The sequence below is a fragment of the Streptomyces plumbidurans genome (assembly GCF_019857225.1).
Taxonomy (GTDB): Bacteria; Actinomycetota; Actinomycetes; order Streptomycetales; family Streptomycetaceae; genus Streptomyces; species Streptomyces plumbidurans.
The window spans coordinates 24,926-40,364 of sequence record NZ_JAFJSY010000067.1 but is presented as its reverse complement, the minus strand read 5'-3'; the positions used below and the strand labels follow the sequence as shown (position 1 = coordinate 40,364).

16 protein-coding genes are annotated in these 15,439 nt (G+C 71.2%); 9 read left to right on the top strand and 7 right to left on the bottom strand.

Annotation, left to right across the window (positions count from 1 at the left end; translation table 11 throughout):
* Positions 1 to 12: 12 nt before the first annotated feature.
* Complete coding sequence (gene tgmB, locus JYK17_RS31350) at positions 13 to 1,011, top strand: ATP-grasp ribosomal peptide maturase (RefSeq protein ID WP_108015891.1); 999 nt, start codon at positions 13 to 15, stop codon at positions 1,009 to 1,011.
* A 78-nt stretch (positions 1,012 to 1,089) separates the two neighbouring features.
* Here the strand turns inward: tgmB and JYK17_RS31345 are convergent, their stop codons facing one another.
* Both JYK17_RS31345 and JYK17_RS31340 read right to left on the bottom strand, forming a co-directional pair.
* Entirely contained in the window at positions 1,090 to 1,308 is a 219-nt protein-coding gene (locus JYK17_RS31345) for a hypothetical protein (protein WP_108015892.1), read from the bottom strand.
* 109 nt (positions 1,309 to 1,417) lie between these two features.
* Positions 1,418 to 1,873, bottom strand: coding sequence for a hypothetical protein (locus JYK17_RS31340; protein WP_108015893.1), 456 nt, complete (start codon positions 1,871 to 1,873; stop codon positions 1,418 to 1,420).
* Between the two features lie 176 nt (positions 1,874 to 2,049).
* On the opposite strand from JYK17_RS31340, the gene JYK17_RS31335 reads away from it, so the two are divergent.
* Positions 2,050 to 3,018: a GlxA family transcriptional regulator gene (locus JYK17_RS31335; RefSeq protein WP_108015894.1), complete on the top strand. Its 969-nt coding sequence runs from the start codon at positions 2,050 to 2,052 to the stop codon at positions 3,016 to 3,018.
* A gap of 39 nt (positions 3,019 to 3,057) precedes the next feature.
* Here JYK17_RS31335 and JYK17_RS31330 read toward each other — a convergent pair whose 3' ends face one another.
* Positions 3,058 to 3,297 (bottom strand): DUF5133 domain-containing protein, encoded by a 240-nt coding sequence (locus JYK17_RS31330; protein WP_108015895.1) that lies wholly within the window; start codon positions 3,295 to 3,297, stop codon positions 3,058 to 3,060.
* A gap of 170 nt (positions 3,298 to 3,467) precedes the next feature.
* Between JYK17_RS31330 and JYK17_RS31325 the strand changes: the two genes are divergently transcribed.
* Positions 3,468 to 3,803 (top strand): hypothetical protein, encoded by a 336-nt coding sequence (locus JYK17_RS31325; protein ID WP_108015896.1) that lies wholly within the window; start codon positions 3,468 to 3,470, stop codon positions 3,801 to 3,803.
* Positions 3,804 to 3,815: 12 nt separating this feature from the next.
* Here JYK17_RS31325 and JYK17_RS31320 read toward each other — a convergent pair whose 3' ends face one another.
* Positions 3,816 to 4,673: an aldo/keto reductase gene (locus JYK17_RS31320; protein WP_108015897.1), complete on the bottom strand. Its 858-nt coding sequence runs from the start codon at positions 4,671 to 4,673 to the stop codon at positions 3,816 to 3,818.
* Positions 4,674 to 4,949: 276 nt separating this feature from the next.
* On the opposite strand from JYK17_RS31320, the gene JYK17_RS31315 reads away from it, so the two are divergent.
* Together JYK17_RS31315 and JYK17_RS31310 are read left to right on the top strand one after the other, a co-directional pair.
* On the top strand, positions 4,950 to 5,843 hold the full coding sequence (locus tag JYK17_RS31315) for a Gfo/Idh/MocA family protein (RefSeq protein WP_222811683.1): 894 nt from the start codon (positions 4,950 to 4,952) through the stop codon (positions 5,841 to 5,843).
* 88 nt (positions 5,844 to 5,931) lie between these two features.
* Entirely contained in the window at positions 5,932 to 7,041 is a 1,110-nt protein-coding gene (locus JYK17_RS31310; protein ID WP_222811682.1) for a PP2C family protein-serine/threonine phosphatase, read from the top strand.
* Here JYK17_RS31310 and JYK17_RS31305 read toward each other — a convergent pair.
* The gene (locus JYK17_RS31305) at positions 7,013 to 9,274 is read right to left on the bottom strand and encodes an MMPL family transporter (RefSeq protein ID WP_222811681.1); all 2,262 of its coding nucleotides are present in this window, start codon (positions 9,272 to 9,274) and stop codon (positions 7,013 to 7,015) included. The two genes, JYK17_RS31310 and JYK17_RS31305, sit on opposite strands and share 29 nt — an antisense overlap.
* Before the next feature lie 156 nt (positions 9,275 to 9,430).
* Between JYK17_RS31305 and JYK17_RS31300 the strand changes: the two genes are divergently transcribed.
* Both JYK17_RS31300 and sthA read left to right on the top strand, forming a co-directional pair.
* On the top strand, positions 9,431 to 9,637 hold the full coding sequence (locus tag JYK17_RS31300; RefSeq protein WP_108015901.1) for a hypothetical protein: 207 nt from the start codon (positions 9,431 to 9,433) through the stop codon (positions 9,635 to 9,637).
* Between the two features lie 129 nt (positions 9,638 to 9,766).
* Positions 9,767 to 11,170, top strand: coding sequence for a Si-specific NAD(P)(+) transhydrogenase (gene sthA / locus JYK17_RS31295; protein WP_108015902.1), 1,404 nt, complete (start codon positions 9,767 to 9,769; stop codon positions 11,168 to 11,170).
* A 22-nt stretch (positions 11,171 to 11,192) separates the two neighbouring features.
* Here sthA and JYK17_RS31290 read toward each other — a convergent pair whose 3' ends face one another.
* The gene (locus JYK17_RS31290) at positions 11,193 to 11,696 is read right to left on the bottom strand and encodes a DUF5709 domain-containing protein (RefSeq protein WP_164932110.1); all 504 of its coding nucleotides are present in this window, start codon (positions 11,694 to 11,696) and stop codon (positions 11,193 to 11,195) included.
* A gap of 333 nt (positions 11,697 to 12,029) precedes the next feature.
* Here JYK17_RS31290 and JYK17_RS31285 point away from each other — a divergent pair, with 333 nt between their 5' ends.
* Both JYK17_RS31285 and JYK17_RS31280 read left to right on the top strand, forming a co-directional pair.
* Positions 12,030 to 13,502 carry an APC family permease gene (locus JYK17_RS31285; protein ID WP_222811680.1) on the top strand — a complete coding sequence of 491 codons (1,473 nt, stop codon included), beginning with the start codon at positions 12,030 to 12,032 and terminating at the stop codon, positions 13,500 to 13,502.
* 11 nt (positions 13,503 to 13,513) lie between these two features.
* Positions 13,514 to 14,473 carry a hypothetical protein gene (locus tag JYK17_RS31280; RefSeq protein WP_128801044.1) on the top strand — a complete coding sequence of 320 codons (960 nt, stop codon included), beginning with the start codon at positions 13,514 to 13,516 and terminating at the stop codon, positions 14,471 to 14,473.
* A 29-nt stretch (positions 14,474 to 14,502) separates the two neighbouring features.
* Here the strand turns inward: JYK17_RS31280 and prcB are convergent, their stop codons facing one another.
* Entirely contained in the window at positions 14,503 to 15,357 is an 855-nt protein-coding gene (gene prcB / locus JYK17_RS31275; RefSeq protein WP_222811679.1) for a proteasome subunit beta, read from the bottom strand.
* Between the last annotated feature and the right edge of the window lie 82 nt (positions 15,358 to 15,439).

Genomic DNA, 15,439 nt, shown 5'->3' with positions numbered 1-15,439 from the left:
TCACAGCCGACCATGACCGTCCTGATCCTCACCTCTGAAGAGGACGTGACCGCCGACATGGTGGTCGTGCACCTGAACGCAACCGGGGTCCCGGTCGTCCGCCTGGACCCCGCCGACCTCCCCGGCGGTGTCGCGCTGTCGGGCGAGTTCGTGCACGGCGCCTTTCGCGGGCATCTCCAGTCCGCCGGACGTCTGGTGAGCATCTCCGGGCTGCGGTCGGTGTGGGTGCGCAGGCCCGGGCAGGCCGCCGCACACGTCGCGGAGCCCTCCGCCTGGTTGAGCGAGGAGTCCTCCCAGGCGCTCTTCGGCATGCTGCGCGGCTGCGACGCCCGCTGGATGAACCACCCCGACGCGGCCCACCGGGCCCGCCACAAGCCTTGGCAGCTGCGGCACGCCCAGCGCTGCGGACTGCCGGTCCCTGCCACCCTCATCACCACGTTTCCGCAGGCGGCCCGCGAGTTCGCCGACCGCTTCCCCGATCTGGTGGTCAAGCCGGTCTCCGGCGCACACCCGCAGGATCCGCCACGAGCCGTGCCGACCAGCCGAGTTGCGCCCGGCACGGACTTCTCCGCCGTGGCGTACGGGCCCACGCTGCTGCAGCGCAGGGTCGGGAAGAAGGCCGACATACGGCTGACCGCGGTCGGCGACGAACTGCTGGCGGCCCGCAAGGAGGTCGACGCCGACGCGGACCCCGACGACCCGGGCGCCGTGGACGTCCGCTTCGCGTCGTCCGACATACCGTGGCGCCCGACGGACGTACCGCCGCGCATCGCCGACGCCGTCCGCCGCTATCTCCGTGATGCCGAACTGGCCTACGGCGCCTTCGACTTCGCCGAGGACGCCGACGGGACCTGGTGGTTCCTGGAGTGCAATCAGGCCGGGCAGTTCGGCTTCGTCGAGGTGGAGACGGGCCAGCCGATCGCCCGGACCGTCGCGCAGTGGCTGGCCCGCCCGGGCGCGACGGAGCAGACACACGCCGACGTCAACGGCGCCAACCGCACGGCGTGTTGAGGCCCGGTCAGGCGAGACCAGGTCAGGCGAGACCGCGTCAGGTGAGGCCCGTTCAGGTGCGGTCGGTCAGGCCCGGCGTCAGGCGGGAAGCGAGCCGGGCAGCAGTGCGGTGCGCTGCCATCCCGCCCCCGCGTGCCCCCGCCGGTGGTCGGGGGACGGTGCGGCCTGGAAGGACTGCAGCGACCGCATGGCGTACTCCAGTTCCCGGCTCACCCGCTCGGCCTCCCGTCGCGCCTGGGTGGGGACGTCGCCGCGCTCGGCGACGAGTCGGTCGTAGATGGGGGAATCCTGGAACACCCGACATGCCTTTCGTGTGGCGGCCCATGCGCATGGGCACGGCTGTCGAGTGTAAACGCCCCGGAGGTCCGGGATGTGAATTCCCCGGGTGCGCTTGACGACGGCACACTCAGGCCCCCGTCGTCGAACCCGGCCGCACGATCATCAGCACCGTGACGGTCGCCCACAGCAGGTTGAACAGGCCGGTGAACATGGACAGTTGAACGGTGCTCGACCGTTCGACGGACTGCTGCGCGTCCAGTTGTCCGAGCAGTTCCTCCTGGCGGGGCAGGACGAAGGCGATCAGCAGGCCGGCGGCGGCCGTGGTCAGGATGATGGACGCGATCAGCCAGCCGCTGCCCAGGACGCCCATGGCCCCGGCGGTGGCGAACCCGAAGGCGGGTACCGCGATGCCGATGCCGGAGTAGATCCGGCAGATGCGGTGCAGCAGGCGGACCGTGCCCACCGCCGTCGCGTCGGAGCCGGCCCGCCGCACCGCCGGCGGCACCATGCTCGCGGCGACCGTGACGGGTCCTACGGCCACGATGGCGGCCAGGACGTGGAGGATGAGCAGGACCTTCGTCATCGGGAGCCTTCCAAGGGTGCGATCAGCGGTGCGCGGCTCACGCTAGGGATCTTCGAAGTGATCGCACAGGGGCGGAAATGACAGATCCCAACGGATTCTCGCCAACCCACCGGTATGCCGTGCATCGCGCCGTCCCAGGTCAGCGCCCTGGCGGGAACCCGCCTATCGTTGCTCTCATGCACACGGTGGCGATTCTGGTCATGGACCATGTGGTGCCGTTCGACATGGCGGCCCCGATGGAGGTGTTCGGCCGTACGCGGCTGCCCGACGGGCGCCGCCCGTACCGGGTGCGGCTGTGCGCCGAGTCGCCGGACGTACGCACGGAGGGTTTCGAACTCCGTGTCGCCCACGGCCTGGAGGCGCTCGAGGACGCCGACACCGTCGTCGTCCCGGGCTGCTCGCAGCTCGTCGAGGAGTTCTCACCCGGTGCGCTGGCCGCGCTGCGCAAGGCGGCCGAGGCCGGTGCCCGCATCGCGTCGGTGTGTGCCGGGGCGTTCGTGCTGGCCGAGGCCGGGCTGCTGGACGGTCTGCGCGCCACCACGCACTGGGTGGCCGCCGGTGAACTGGCCCGCCGCTACCCGGACATCGAGGTGGAGCCCGACGTGCTGTACGTCGACAACGGGCAGATCCTCACCTCGGCGGGCGCCGCCGCCGCCATGGACCTGTGCCTGCACATGATCCGCGGCGACCTGGGGTCGGCCGTCGCCGCGGACGCCGCCCGCCTCTCCGTGATGCCCCTCGAACGCGAGGGCGGGCAGGCCCAGTTCATCGTGCACGAGCAGCCGCCCGTGCCGCGCGGCTCGACGCTCGAACCGGTCCTGGAGTGGATCGAGGACAACCTCGCGGGCGAGATCACCCTGGGCATGCTGGCGGGGCGCTCGGGGATGAGCGAGCGCACCTTCAGCCGGCGGTTCCGCGAACAGACGGGGACGACTCCGCTGCAGTGGCTGCTGCGGGCACGGGTGCGCCGGGCCCAGTATCTGCTGGAGAACAGCGACCGCCCGATCGAACGGATCGCGCAGCAGGCGGGGTTCGGGTCACCGACGGCGTTTCGCGAGCGGTTCCGGCGGGTGGTCGGCACCACGCCGCAGGCGTACCGCTCCGCGTTCCACGGTAAGGAGCGCGTCCCGGTCGCACGTGCCTGAGGTCGTCGGTCCGGGCCCCGCGCCCTCACGAAAGGGATGTCACACGGCGAGCGACAGGCCCGCTCCCCCGCCCGCCGTGCGCCACGAGGCGATCAGCAGCGCGTCGGCCTTCACGATCGCCTCCTCGACGCTCGCGGCTCCCATCACGGCGCACAGTGCGCGGCAGACCTCCGCCAGCTCCCGCGCCGCCTGTGGCTTCTCCCGCTCCGCCTGCGCGATGCGCAGTGACGCGTATCTGGTGAGCAACGTTCTGACGACCTTCGGGTCCGGAACGAGCACGAAGCGCCCCTCTCTCGGTTTCCGCCTCGTGTTCCCGGCCACGGCCGGACCAATCACATCTTCCGCACCTCGGGACCTCAATTGACGAAATACCGTCGCTCGACCCGATTCCCGGCGCGCCGCGAGGCGTTGAGCAGAGGGTAACCCTCCCAGCACGAACGGTGAAGCCCATGACTCGCTCCGGCCGCCTCCTGTGCGCCCTCTACCTCACCACCAGCGGCGGGCTCGTCTCGACCACGTTCCTCGAGTTCCTGCACGGTCCCCGGTGGGCCGCCTGCCTGTTCGCCGCGGCGAGTCTGGTTCCGGTCATCGCGGTTGTCCGGGAGACGCTGGTCCGCGACCTGCGCAGGGCAGCCGCCGCACCGCGGCGTCCGGTACGGCCGGCCGCCGACGACGTCGTGCGCACGGAGCTGGAGGGCGCGTGCTGCGAACGCTGGTGGACGAGTCTGGGCACCCGGCACGACACCGGGTGCCCGCACCCCACGCGACGCAGCAGCGCCGCTTGAGCCCGCGCCGTGTCAGACGGCGTCGAGCTGTGCGAGGTCCTCGGCGGTGAGTTCGAGTTCCGTGGCGGCGAGGGAGTCACGGATGGTCTCCGGGCGGCTGGCACCCGGAATGGGCACCACCACGGGCGACTTGGCGAGCATCCAGGCCAGGCACACACGCTGCGGGCTGACTCCGTGGGCCTCGGCGATCCGTGCGAACGGCGCGAAGGCGGAGCCGAGTTCACCGGCGCGGGAGATACCGCCGAGCGGGCTCCAGGGCAGGAAGGCGATGCCGAGTTCGTCGCACAGGTCGAGCTCGGGCTCGCTGGAGCGGAAGGCCGGGGAGAACTGGTTCTGCACGGAGACCAGCCGGCCGCCGAGGATCTCGTTCGCCTCCTTGATCCGGTCCGGGTCGGCGTTGGAGATGCCCGCCATGCGGATCTTGCCCTCGTCGAGCAGGTCGCGGATCGCGCCGACGGACTCGGCGTAGGGCACCTTCGGGTCGGGGCGGTGGAACTGGTAGAGCCCGATGGCCTCCACACCGAGCCGCCGCAGGGACGCCTCGCAGGCCTCCTTGAGATACCGGGGGCTGCCGTCGAGGGTCCAGCTGCCGTCGCCGGGACGCAGATGGCCGCCCTTGGTGGCGACCAGGACATCCTTGCCGCGGTCGTGGGAAGCGAGAGCCTTGGCGATCAGGGTCTCGTTGTGGCCGACTTCGTGGGCGTCCCGGTGATAGGCGTCCGCGGTGTCGATCAGCGTGACGCCGGCGTCGAGGGCGGCGTGGATCGTGGCGAGGGAGCGTGCCTCGTCCGGGCGTCCCTCGATCGACATGGGCATCCCGCCCAGGCCGATCGCGCTGACTTCGACGTCACCGATACGACGGTTCTGCATGGGGGTTTGACCTCTCTCGGCGTCGCGGGACCGAATGCCGTTCGACCCGCCGCACGGGGCGCACGGCGAGCAGCGAACGCCTTCCAGCGTGACCAACGCCCTCCAGCGTCACTCGCCCGTGTGCCAAAGGTCCAATAGAGGAATGAGAACGCATTCAGCACCCGCGCCACTGAATCGCGCAATGCCCGATCCGGCTTGCGTGACCCGCCGGCCGGTGTGCGAGGCTCGCTGACGACCGGCCGTCACCTCGGACGGCTCTGCGGGAGAGGCGGCGGCATGCGCATCGGACTGCTCGGCACCGGCCCCTGGGCGGGGATGGCACACGCGCCCGCCCTGAGCGAGCACACCTCACTGGACTTCGCCGGGGTCTGGGGCCGCCGCCCCGAGGCCGCCAAGGAGCTCGCCGACCGGCACGGCACACGTGCCTACGACGACGTCGACGCACTGCTGGCCGACGTGGACGCGGTCGCCGTGGCCCTGCCGCCCGCCGTGCAGGCGGACCTCGCGGTGCGTGCGGCACGCGCCGGACGCCATCTGCTGCTGGACAAGCCCCTCGCGACGACCGTGGAGCAGGGGCGGGCGGTGGCCGACGCCGTGCGGGAGGCCGGTGTCGCCTCGGTGGTCTTCTTCACCAGCCGCTTCACGGCCCGAACCGCGGCGTGGATCAGCGCGCAGGCCGAGGCCGGGGGCTGGTTCACGGCACGCGCGCAGTGGCTGGGGTCGTTGTTCGCCGGCGACAGCGACAGCCCGTTCGCCGATTCGCCTTGGCGGCAGGAGAAGGGCGCGCTGTGGGACGTGGGGCCGCACGCGCTGTCGATGCTGCTGCCCGTCCTCGGTGACGTCCGGCGGGTGACGGCCGCCGCGCCGGGCCCCGGCGACACCGTCCATCTGGTCCTCGACCATGCCGGTGGCGCGTCGAGCACCGTCACCCTCAGCCTGTCGGCCCCGGCCGCGGCGGCCGGGAACGCCGTCGAACTGCGGGGCGAGAAGGGCGTGTCCGTGCTCCCGGACAGCGACGAGGGAGCGGTCACCGCACTCCTGCACGCCGCCGACGCGCTGATCTCCGCCGCCCGCACCGGACGCCCGCACCCCTGCGACGCGTCCTTCGCGCTGCGCGTCACGGAGATCCTCGTGGAGGCGGAGGCCCTGCTGGAGCGCGGCACGCGCTGACCGCGTTCCCGCGGCCGGGTGACGGGTCGGGGCGCTCGCCGGGGGCGTCCGGCATGCGGGACCCGTTGCGGCGTAGGAGCGTGGTGGTGTGCGAAACGTGCCCGTACTGCCGGCGCGCCGCGACCACACCCGGCGTGGCTGGCTGCGGGGCGCGCCGCCGCCGTGGTGGGTGAAGATCCTGCCGGTGCTGCTGATCGCGGGCGTGTGCGTGGCGGCGCTGGTGAGCCCCAGCCCCCTCGACATCGGCTTCCTGCTGGGCGCGATCCCGCCGCTGGCGGTGCTGTCGTACAGCCCGTGGTCGACCGCGATCCTCGGCGGTGCCGTGATCACCGTGCTCATGGTGCCGGCGTTCCAGCTCAACCGCCCCGGCAACACCGACCTGCTGACCGTCGTCTTCGTGGCCGTGCTGAGCGTCTTCGTGTCCTACGTCCGCAGCCGCCGCGACGCCCAGTTGGACCTGGAGCGCACGGTGGCCGAGGCCGCGCAGCGCGCCGTGCTGCCGCCGCTGCCGGAGCGGGTCGGCGCGGTGCGCTGCGCCGGTCTGTACCGGGCGGCCGAGCGGGGGACGCTGGTGGGCGGCGACTTCTTCGACGTCCGTGAGGGGCCGTACGGCGTGCGGGCCGTGCTCGGCGATGTGCAGGGACACGGTCTGTCGGCGATCGCGACGGTGGCCTCGCTGCTGGGCGCGTTCCGGGAGGCGGTGCTCGACCAGCCGGACCTGGAGTCGGTGGCCGCCCGGCTGGATCGCAGGCTGGTGGCGGACTCGGCGTCCTCGCGTTACGCCGAACTGTTCGCGACGGCCGTCCTGCTGGAGTTCTCCAGGGACGCGCGCTCGGTGCGGCTGGTGTCCTGCGGGCATCCGGCGCCGCTGCTGCTGCGCGGGCGGCAGGCCACCGAGATCGAGCTCACCGCGTGGACGCCGCTCGGGCTCGGCCTGCCCGCGAGCGGCCCGCCCGCCGCGCTCACCCTGCGGCTGGAGCCCGGCCACAGTCTGTTCCTGGCCTCGGACGGGGTGAGCGAGGGGCGGGACGCCGTCGGCACCTTCTATCCGCTGACCGACCGCCTGGCCGCATTGGCCGACACCGACCCGGCCGTGCTCGCCGACCGGGTCTGGGCGGATCTCGTACGGTACTGCCCCGCCGTCGTCGACGACGTGACGATGCTCGTCCTCACGCCCGCGTCACCGGACGCTCGCTGACGTTGTCGGCGGCGCCCTGCTCGTTCTCGCCCTCGGCGTCGATGTGCGGCAGCACCCGGTCGAGCCACCGCGGCGTCCACCAGGCGTGCCGGCCCAGCAGGGTCATCACGGCGGGCACCATCAGCAGACGCACCACGGTCGCGTCGATCAGCACGCTCACCGCGAGGCCCAGGCCGAGCATCTTGACCACGATGTTGTCGCTGAGGATGAACGCGGCGAAGACGCTCACCATGATCAGTGCCGCGCAGGTGATGACCCGTGCCGTGATCTCCAGGGCATGGGCGACCGAGGCCTTGGCGTCTCCGGTGCGCAGCCACGCCTCGTGGACGCGGGAGAGCAGGAAGATCTCGTAGTCCATGCTCAGGCCGAAGATGATGGCGAACATCATCATCGGCACATAGCTCTCGATGGGCACCTTGCCCGCGACACCGAGGCCGGGGCCGCCCCAGCCCCACTGGAAGACGGCCACGACGACCCCGTAGGAGGCCGCGATCGACAGGACGTTGAGGACGGCGGCCTTCACGGCGACGAGCAGGCCGCGGAAGACGGCGAGGATGATCAGGAAGGCCAGCGCGACCACGACGCCGATGATCAGCGGCAGCCGGCTCGCCACGATGTCGCGGAAGTCGACCTGGGCCGCCGTCGTGCCGGTCACATAGCCCTTGGCGTCCGTGCCGGAGACCGCGTCCGGGAGGGTGTGGTGGACCAGGCGGTTGGTCAGGTCCGTGGTGGTGGCGCTCTGCGGGGACTGCTCGGAGTAGACCGTGCCGATCAGGACGTCCCCGTCCTTGGTGGGGGTCAGCGAGGTGACGGTGGAGGCGCCGGCCACGGAGTTGAGGGTCTTCTGCGCCTGGGAGGACAGGTCCGAGCGCTGCGAGGAGGACACCTTGCTCTGGTCGATCACCACGGTGAGGGGGCCGTTGGAGCCGGGGCCGAAGGCGTTGGTCATCAGGTCGTAGGCGCGCCGGTCGGTGAAGGACGTGGGGTCGGCGCCGTCGCCGATGTGGCCGAGCTGGATGGAGAACACCGGGATGGCCAGGACGATCACGGCCGCGACCCCGGCCGCCAGGAACTGCCAGGGCCTGCGCTCGACGCGCAGGGCGTAGCGGTGCCAGGTGCCGTGGGGAGTGGCGCCCGGTTCGGCGTCGGTCTCGGCGACGGGCCTGCGCACCCGGAAGCGGTCGATGTGCCGGCCGATCAGCCCGAGCAGGGCCGGGACCAGGGTGAGCGCGCCGAGTACCGCCGAGACCACGGTGACCGCCGCGGCCAGGCCCAGTTTGCCGATGAAGCTGACGCCGGACGCGTACAGGCCCGCCAGCGCGATGATGACCGTGGTGCCGGAGACGAGGACCGCCCGTCCGCTGGTGGCGGTGGCGTGGCCCGCGGAGTGCACCGGGTCGGCGCCGTTCATGAGGTTCTGCCGGTGCCGAGTGATCAGGAACAGCGCGTAGTCGATGCCGACGCCGAGGCCGATCATCGTGGCCAGGGTCGGCGAGACGGTGGCGAAGGTGAAGGCCGAGGCGAGCAGCCCGAGGATCGCGAGGCCGCCGATCGCGCTCAGCAGCGCGGTCAGCAGCGGCAGTCCGGCGGCGATCACACTGCCGAAGCCGACGAGCAGGACGACGATGGCGACCCCGAAGCCGATGAGTTCGCTCACGCGGTCGTCGGCGGCGGGCCGGGCCAGCTCGCCCAGCGGCCCGCCGTACTCGACCGTCGCGCCGGCCGAGCGCAGCGGCTGCACAGCCTTGTCGACACCGTTCAGGTAGTCGTCGCCCAGGGTCGAGGGCTGGACGTCGAAGCGCACGGCGACGTACGCGGTCTTCCCGTCGGAGGAGAGGGGGCCGATTTTCGAGGCGGGTGCGGACAGCGGGTTCTGCGCGGACAGGACGTGCGGCAGCTTCTGCAGGTCGCTCACCGCGGTGGACATCTGCGAGCCGAAGCCGGTCAGCGACTTCTGTCCGTCGTGCAGGACGATCTGGCTGCTGTAGCCGCCCGCCGCGGGGTCGTGCTTCTTCAGCACGTCGAGCCCCTGCTGCGACTGCGTGCCCGGGAGCGAGAAGTTGTCGGAATAGTCGCCGCCGAAGGACCTGTTGAGGACCTGCAGCGCCACGAGGGCGATCAGCCAGGCGACGATGACGATCACGAAGTGGCGGGCGCACCATCGTCCGAGCCCTCGCAGCACCCCTCCGGCCGCGGTGCCCGATGCCTCCGCCTCATTGCGGGTCGCTGACATGGCTTGGGTCTTCTCTGCCGGTCGAGACGGTCGTTGCCTCTCATTAGACGCCCGCTGATACGTCCCGGCATCTCGGACCGGTTCCCGTTCGGGATGCAGGTCGCGCCGGGGCGTTGAATGGTGTTAGCAGAAGCGTTCCGGACCCGAGGAGCCAAGATGCCGACATCACAGTCCGACGCGTCCGGGTCGTCCGAGGACCGCGTCACCCCGGACGACCTTCTCCACACCAGCACCGGCACCGATGTGTCGCCGGAGGACCTCGTCCTCGCCACCGGCAGGGACGTCACCCCGCGCAGTCTCGAGTGGGCCCGGCACAAGCTGGAGGCGGAGGGCCCCGCGGCCCTCGAGAAGCTGCTGCCGTAGCGCTCGCCGGACACTGGACGGCCCGGAGGCTCAACTCCCGGGCGATCAGCGGGACATCCGGTCGGTCATTGCCCGGCCGTTGCCCGTTCGCCCTTTCGAAGAGGGGGTTCGGGCTGACAGACTCCCCAGGTGCGCGACTTCGACATGCTTGTGATCGGATCCGGCCCGGGTGGCCAGAAGGCCGCCATCGCCGCGGCCAAACTCGGCCGCCGGGTCGCCGTCATCGACCGCCCCGACATGGTCGGCGGGGTCTCCATCCATACCGGCACCATCCCCTCCAAGACCCTGCGCGAGGCGGTGCTGTATCTGACCGGACTCACCCAGCGCGATCTCTACGGGCAGAGCTACCGGCTGAAGGAGGACATCACCGTCGCCGACCTGACCGCGCGTACCCAGCACGTGGTCAGCCGCGAGGTCGACGTCATCCGCAGCCAGCTCTCCCGCAACCACGTCTCCCTGTTCGCCGGCACCGGACGCTTCGTCGACCCGCACACGGTCGCGCTGCGCGAGGTCACCGGCCAGGAACGCATGCTCAGCGCCGAGCACGTCGTCATCGCGACCGGCACCCGTCCGGCCCGGCCCGACAGCGTCGAGTTCGACGGCCGTACGATCATGGACTCCGACAACGTCCTGGCCCTCGAACGCGTCCCGCGCTCCATGGTCATCGTCGGCGCCGGGGTGATCGGCATGGAGTACGCCTCCATGTTCGCCGCGCTGGGCAGCAAGGTGACGGTCGTCGAGAGGCGGGCCGGAATGCTCGACATGTGCGACGTGGAGATCATCGAGTCGCTCAAGTACCACCTGCGGGACCTCGCCGTGACGTTCCGCTTCGGCGAGACGGTCGCCGCGGTGGAGCGTCATCAGAACGGCACGCTCACCGTCCTGGAGAGCGGCAAGAAGATACCGGCCGACGCCGTGATGTACTCGGCGGGCCGGCAGGGTCTGACCGATGAACTGGACCTGGCCAAGGCCGGGTTGACCGCGGACCGGCGCGGCCGGATCAAGGTCGACGAGAACTACCGCACCGAGGTGCCGCACATCTACGCGGTCGGTGACGTGATCGGCTTCCCCGCGCTGGCTGCGACGTCGATGGAGCAGGGCAGGGCTGCGGCCTATCACGCCTGCGGCGAGCCGGTCGGGCAGATGCAGAACCTGCAGCCCATCGGCATCTACACCATCCCGGAGATCAGCTTCGTCGGCCGCACCGAGGACCAACTCACCGAGGACAGCGTGCCGTTCGAGGTCGGCGTCTCACGCTACCGGGAACTCGCGCGCGGCCAGATCGTCGGTGACAGCCACGGCATGTTGAAGCTGCTGGTCTCCCCCGAGGACCGCACACTGCTAGGGGTGCACTGCTTCGGCTCCGGCGCCACCGAGCTGATCCACATCGGCCAGACCGTGATGGGCTGCGGCGGCACGGTCGACTATCTGGTCGACGCGGTGTTCAACTACCCGACGCTGGCCGAGTCCTACAAGGTCGCCGCCCTCGACGCCACGAACAAGCTCCGGCAGATCGACCACATCGGGGACTGACGCCGGGCGCCGGACGGCCGGTTCAGCCGTCCCGTCCGGCGCCGGGCAACTCCGCGTCGTCCTCGACGACATGGACGGCCGCCTCCTCCGCGCCGGCGGCCCCGCCGTCGATGCCCACGTCGGAGGCGACGGACTCCTTCGTGGTGTCGGGACGAAGGCCCTCGTCCGGAGCGACCAGCCGGCCCGCGCGGTCGGCACCCGCCTCGGGGTCGACGGGCTCGCCCTCGCCCCCGGGCAGGTCGCCCGTCCCGTCACCCGGCGGCGCCGTCACGTCCGGGACCTCCTCGGCGAGCCGTTCGTCGAGGCTCTCGCCCTCCTGCTGCTCGGCGGCCGTCGTGCCGTGCCGGGTGACGCCGAGCGGCTTCTCCGGCGGGGAGTACCCCTCGTCGAGGGTGTCGTCGTAGGTGCGTTCACCGAGGGCGTCCTGCAGGTCGAGCGGCGCCGCGTCCTCCTGCTCCTCGTTGGTCCCGGTGGGCTGGTGGACGTCGTCCGCCATCGCTTCGGGGCGGCCTTCCTCGCTGCTCATGGCAGCCTCCTTCGCGCACTGCGCCGGGTCGCCGTTCGACCCGTACCCGGTCCGCGTTTCCCGTTGCGCAGGGTCCAACCTCACCCGCCCCCGGCGACCCGGGAGATTACCCCCTGGTCAATCTTGAATGCACAGAGCGTGGGGCTATCATCACTCGCACACACGCTGTGACTGCCCGGCGACGCACCGGCCGAGCGCGCTCCACCATGTCTTCCTCCGCCCCTGACGCAAGGCCAACCCTCCTGCGTCCGGGGCGGATTCACCACCCCCCACCCCTCCCTACGTCGTCGGGGTCAGGTCGCCCCGCGTCGTGCAGGACGGAAAGCAGCGCACATGACCAACATCAGGGGCAGAGGGCTGCAGGCCAATGTCCTCGGTACGTTCGACACCGTGGTGATGGCCGTGGCGGGCAGCGCCCCGGCCTACTCCATCGCCGCCACCACGGCCGTGCTCGTCGGCGCGGTGGGCATGGCCGGCCCCGCGGCCCTGCTGTACTGCGCGATACCCATGCTGGGCATCGCGCTCGCGTTCAGCTATCTGGGCCGTATCGACGTGAACGCGGGCGCCAGTTACTCATGGGTGGGCCGTACGCTCCATCCCTTTCTCGGGTTCATCAGCGGCTGGGCGCTGGTGATCTCGGCGACCATCTTCATGGTGGCGGGATCGCTGCCGGCCGGCGCGATGACGCTCGCCCTCTTCGACGAGGGCCTCGCGGACGACACCGCGCTCGCGACGGTGGTCGGCGCGGCCTGGTTCGTGCTCATGCTGCTCGTCGTGCTGGGCGGCGCCCGGCTCACGGTGCGCGCCCAATTGCTCATGTCCGGCATCGAGTTGACGATTCTCGCGCTGTTCGCGGTGCTCGCCCTTTTCCACACCCACCATGCCGCCGACTTCGAGTGGTCCTGGCTGGGCTTCGGCCACTTCCACGGGATGTCCGGCTTCGCGTCGGGCGCGCTGGTCGCCGCCTTCTACTACTGGGGCTGGGACGTCACCAGCAACCTCAGTGAGGAGACCCGCAACAGCCGTCGCACGACCGGACTCGCGGGCCTGATCGGGGTGGGCATCGTCTTCCTGCTGTTCGAGGTGTTCACCATCGCGGTGAACGTCATCCTGACCTCGCGGCAGATCGAGGAGAACGATGCGAACGTCCTTGGCGCGCTCGGTGAGGAGATCTGGCCCGGCTGGGGCGGCAAGCTGCTCGTCGTGGCCGTGATGCTGTCGACCATCGCCACCCTGGAGACCACGCTCCTCCAGGTCACCCGCTCGCTGTTCGCGATGGGACGGGACCGTACGATGCCCTCCGCGCTCGGCCGGGTGCACCGCACCTGGAACACCCCGTGGGTGGCGATCACGGTGGTGGGCGGGGTGGCGCTGGCGATGTTCATCGCCTCCAACACCCTTGGTTCGGTGGGCGACATCCTCTCCGACGCCATCTCGGCGATCGGTCTGCAGATCGCCGTGTACTACGGCCTCGCGGGGCTCGCGGTGGTCGTGGCGTACCGCAGGATGCTGCTGAAGTCGCCCGCCGACTTCCTGCTCGGCGGGCTGTGGCCGCTGTTCGGCGCCGGGTTCATGTTCTGGATCTTCGTCGAGTCGCTGAGCGAGCTGGACCCGGCCGCGATCGTGATCGGCATCGGCGGGCTGGCCGTCGGCCTGGTCCCGATGCTCTGGTACTGGCGGCAGGGCAGCGACTACTACCGGCCCGCACGCCTCGACGCCTCCCGCGCCGTCGAGACGGCGTACGTCCCCGACGACCGGCAGTCCGCGAACTCCCGTGTCCACGAGGGTCTCTCCACCGACTTCTGAGGGGCCGCCCCATGGCGAGAGACCGATTCGCGCCCGACTTCGACCCGCACTGCGGCGACACGGCCCTCACCGACGCCTGCCACGACATCGTCATCGGCCGCTGGCAGGGCGTCAGGGACCTGCTGCGGGTCACCGGCGCGCAGTGGCTCGCGCGCGGTCACCGCGTCCGGCTGCTCGCGCAGGCCTGCGCGAGCAGTTCGACGGTGGAGTCGTGGCTCGCCGCCGAACCGACCAGCGGGGACGCGCTGGTGCTGCGGGCTGCGACGGAGACGGCTCGGGCGTTCAACCTGGCCATCGCCGCGGGCCGAGGCATGCATATCGACCAGCGGCGCATCGACGCCGCCGTGACGGCGTGCCTGCAGGCCACAGAGGCGTATCTGGACGACCCGACGCCCTGGATCTCACTGATCTCGGTGGCCCGGCTGTACCCCTCGGGGGTGCGCAGGCAGGAACTGGCGCGCTGGTGGGACGAGTTGCACCGGCGCGATCCGTACAGCGTGGAGGGCCACCTGCAGATCCTGCACTACTACTCGGCACGCTGGCACGGCACACACGGCCTGATGTACGACTTCGCCCGTGACGCGGCGGGGGTGGCGCCTCCGGGCTGTGCGCTGCCGGTTCTGGTGCAGTACGCGCGCGTGGAGGAGTACCGCTATGCCCTCGACGCGGCGCAGGGCAGCCGGTCGGCGATGGGTCTCGGGCAGCACTGGGACCATGACGGTGCCGTCGGCGACGTACGCCGGACGTGGCAGCGCTGGATCATGGGCCGCACGCACGACGGCATCGCGCCCGGCGAGGTGCGCGACCTCAACTACCTTGCGCACGCGGCCTGCAACGCCGATGCGCCGGACGTCGCCGCGCCCCTGCTGCGGATGCTGGGGCGTCGGGCCACCCGGACTCCCTGGTCGTACTCGGGAGATCCGGAGCAGCAGATCGTGAAGTGGCGCAAGGACCTGAAGGTGCGCGACTGACGGACGGCGGGCCTGCCCGGCGCACGCGCTCAGGGGGCCGCGGTCGGTCCGTCCGGACTGCTGCGGCGCTGCTGCACCATCTGCCGGGTCAGCTCCTCTGTCTCCGGCTCGGACAGCCGCTCGAAGCCCTCCTCGGTGATCACGGAGACGATGGGGAAGATACGGCGGTTGAGGTCCGGGCCGCCGGTCGCGGAGTCGTCGTCGGCCGCGTCGTAGAGCGCCTGGAGGGCGGTCAGGGCGGCCTCCCGCCGGTCCATGCCCGTGTGGAAGAGCTTCTTCAGCGCGCCGCGTGCGTACGGCGACCCGGAGCCCTCGGCGTGGAAGCCGTCCTTCTCGTACAGGCCGCCGACGACGTCGAAGCTGAAGATGCGGCCCTGCTCGCCGTCCGGCCGGGACGCGTCGTAGCCGGTCAGGAGGGGGACGACGGCGAGACCCTGCATGGCCTGGCCGAGGTTCTGCCGGATCATGCCGGCGAGGCGCCTCGCCTTCGCGTTGAGGGTCATGGGGATGCCCTCGATCTTCTCGAAGTGCTTCAGCTCGACCTGGTACAGCTTCACCATGTCCAGCGCGAGTCCGACGGAGCCCGCGAAGGCCACGGCCGTGTGGTCGTCGGCGGGGTGCACCTTCTCCAGGTCGCGCTGGGCGATCAGGCTGCCCATGGTGGCGCGGCGGTCGCCCGCGATCATCACGCCGTCGCGGTAGGTGAGGGCGAGCACGGTGGTGCCGTGCGGGAATTGCCCCTCCTCGGCCCGCACGCCGTCGGGGAAGGGGCGGCGCGTGGGCAGCAGTTCGGGCCGGTGCGCCGCCAGGAACTCCGTGAACGACGAGGTTCCCGGCGTGAAGAACTCGTCCCCCAGCCGACCGTCCGTCTCCCGCTCCGTCATGCCACTCCCCCTTTGTGCCGGACCGACATCCGGACTCCTACCTGAAGCGGGGCCGCGGGAAACGCGCGGCCGTGAAGGGGGC

Excerpts from the sequence above, each read along its gene's own strand:
- JYK17_RS31340 (WP_108015893.1), bottom strand. The coding sequence starts at position 1,873 with ATGACGAAGGTCCTGCTCATCCTCCACGTCCTGGCCGCCATCGTGGCC.
- JYK17_RS31280 (WP_128801044.1), top strand. The coding sequence starts at position 13,514 with ATGGCGAGAGACCGATTCGCGCCCGACTTCGACCCGCACTGCGGCGAC.
- JYK17_RS31290 (WP_164932110.1), bottom strand. The coding sequence starts at position 11,696 with ATGAGCAGCGAGGAAGGCCGCCCCGAAGCGATGGCGGACGACGTCCAC.
- JYK17_RS31315 (WP_222811683.1), top strand. The coding sequence starts at position 4,950 with ATGCGCATCGGACTGCTCGGCACCGGCCCCTGGGCGGGGATGGCACAC.
- JYK17_RS31335 (WP_108015894.1), top strand. The coding sequence starts at position 2,050 with ATGCACACGGTGGCGATTCTGGTCATGGACCATGTGGTGCCGTTCGAC.
- JYK17_RS31285 (WP_222811680.1), top strand. The coding sequence starts at position 12,030 with ATGACCAACATCAGGGGCAGAGGGCTGCAGGCCAATGTCCTCGGTACG.
- JYK17_RS31320 (WP_108015897.1), bottom strand. The coding sequence starts at position 4,673 with ATGCAGAACCGTCGTATCGGTGACGTCGAAGTCAGCGCGATCGGCCTG.
- JYK17_RS31305 (WP_222811681.1), bottom strand. The coding sequence starts at position 9,274 with ATGTCAGCGACCCGCAATGAGGCGGAGGCATCGGGCACCGCGGCCGGA.
- JYK17_RS31325 (WP_108015896.1), top strand. The coding sequence starts at position 3,468 with ATGACTCGCTCCGGCCGCCTCCTGTGCGCCCTCTACCTCACCACCAGC.
- JYK17_RS31300 (WP_108015901.1), top strand. The coding sequence starts at position 9,431 with ATGCCGACATCACAGTCCGACGCGTCCGGGTCGTCCGAGGACCGCGTC.
- prcB (WP_222811679.1), bottom strand. The coding sequence starts at position 15,357 with ATGACGGAGCGGGAGACGGACGGTCGGCTGGGGGACGAGTTCTTCACG.
- tgmB (WP_108015891.1), top strand. The coding sequence starts at position 13 with ATGACCGTCCTGATCCTCACCTCTGAAGAGGACGTGACCGCCGACATG.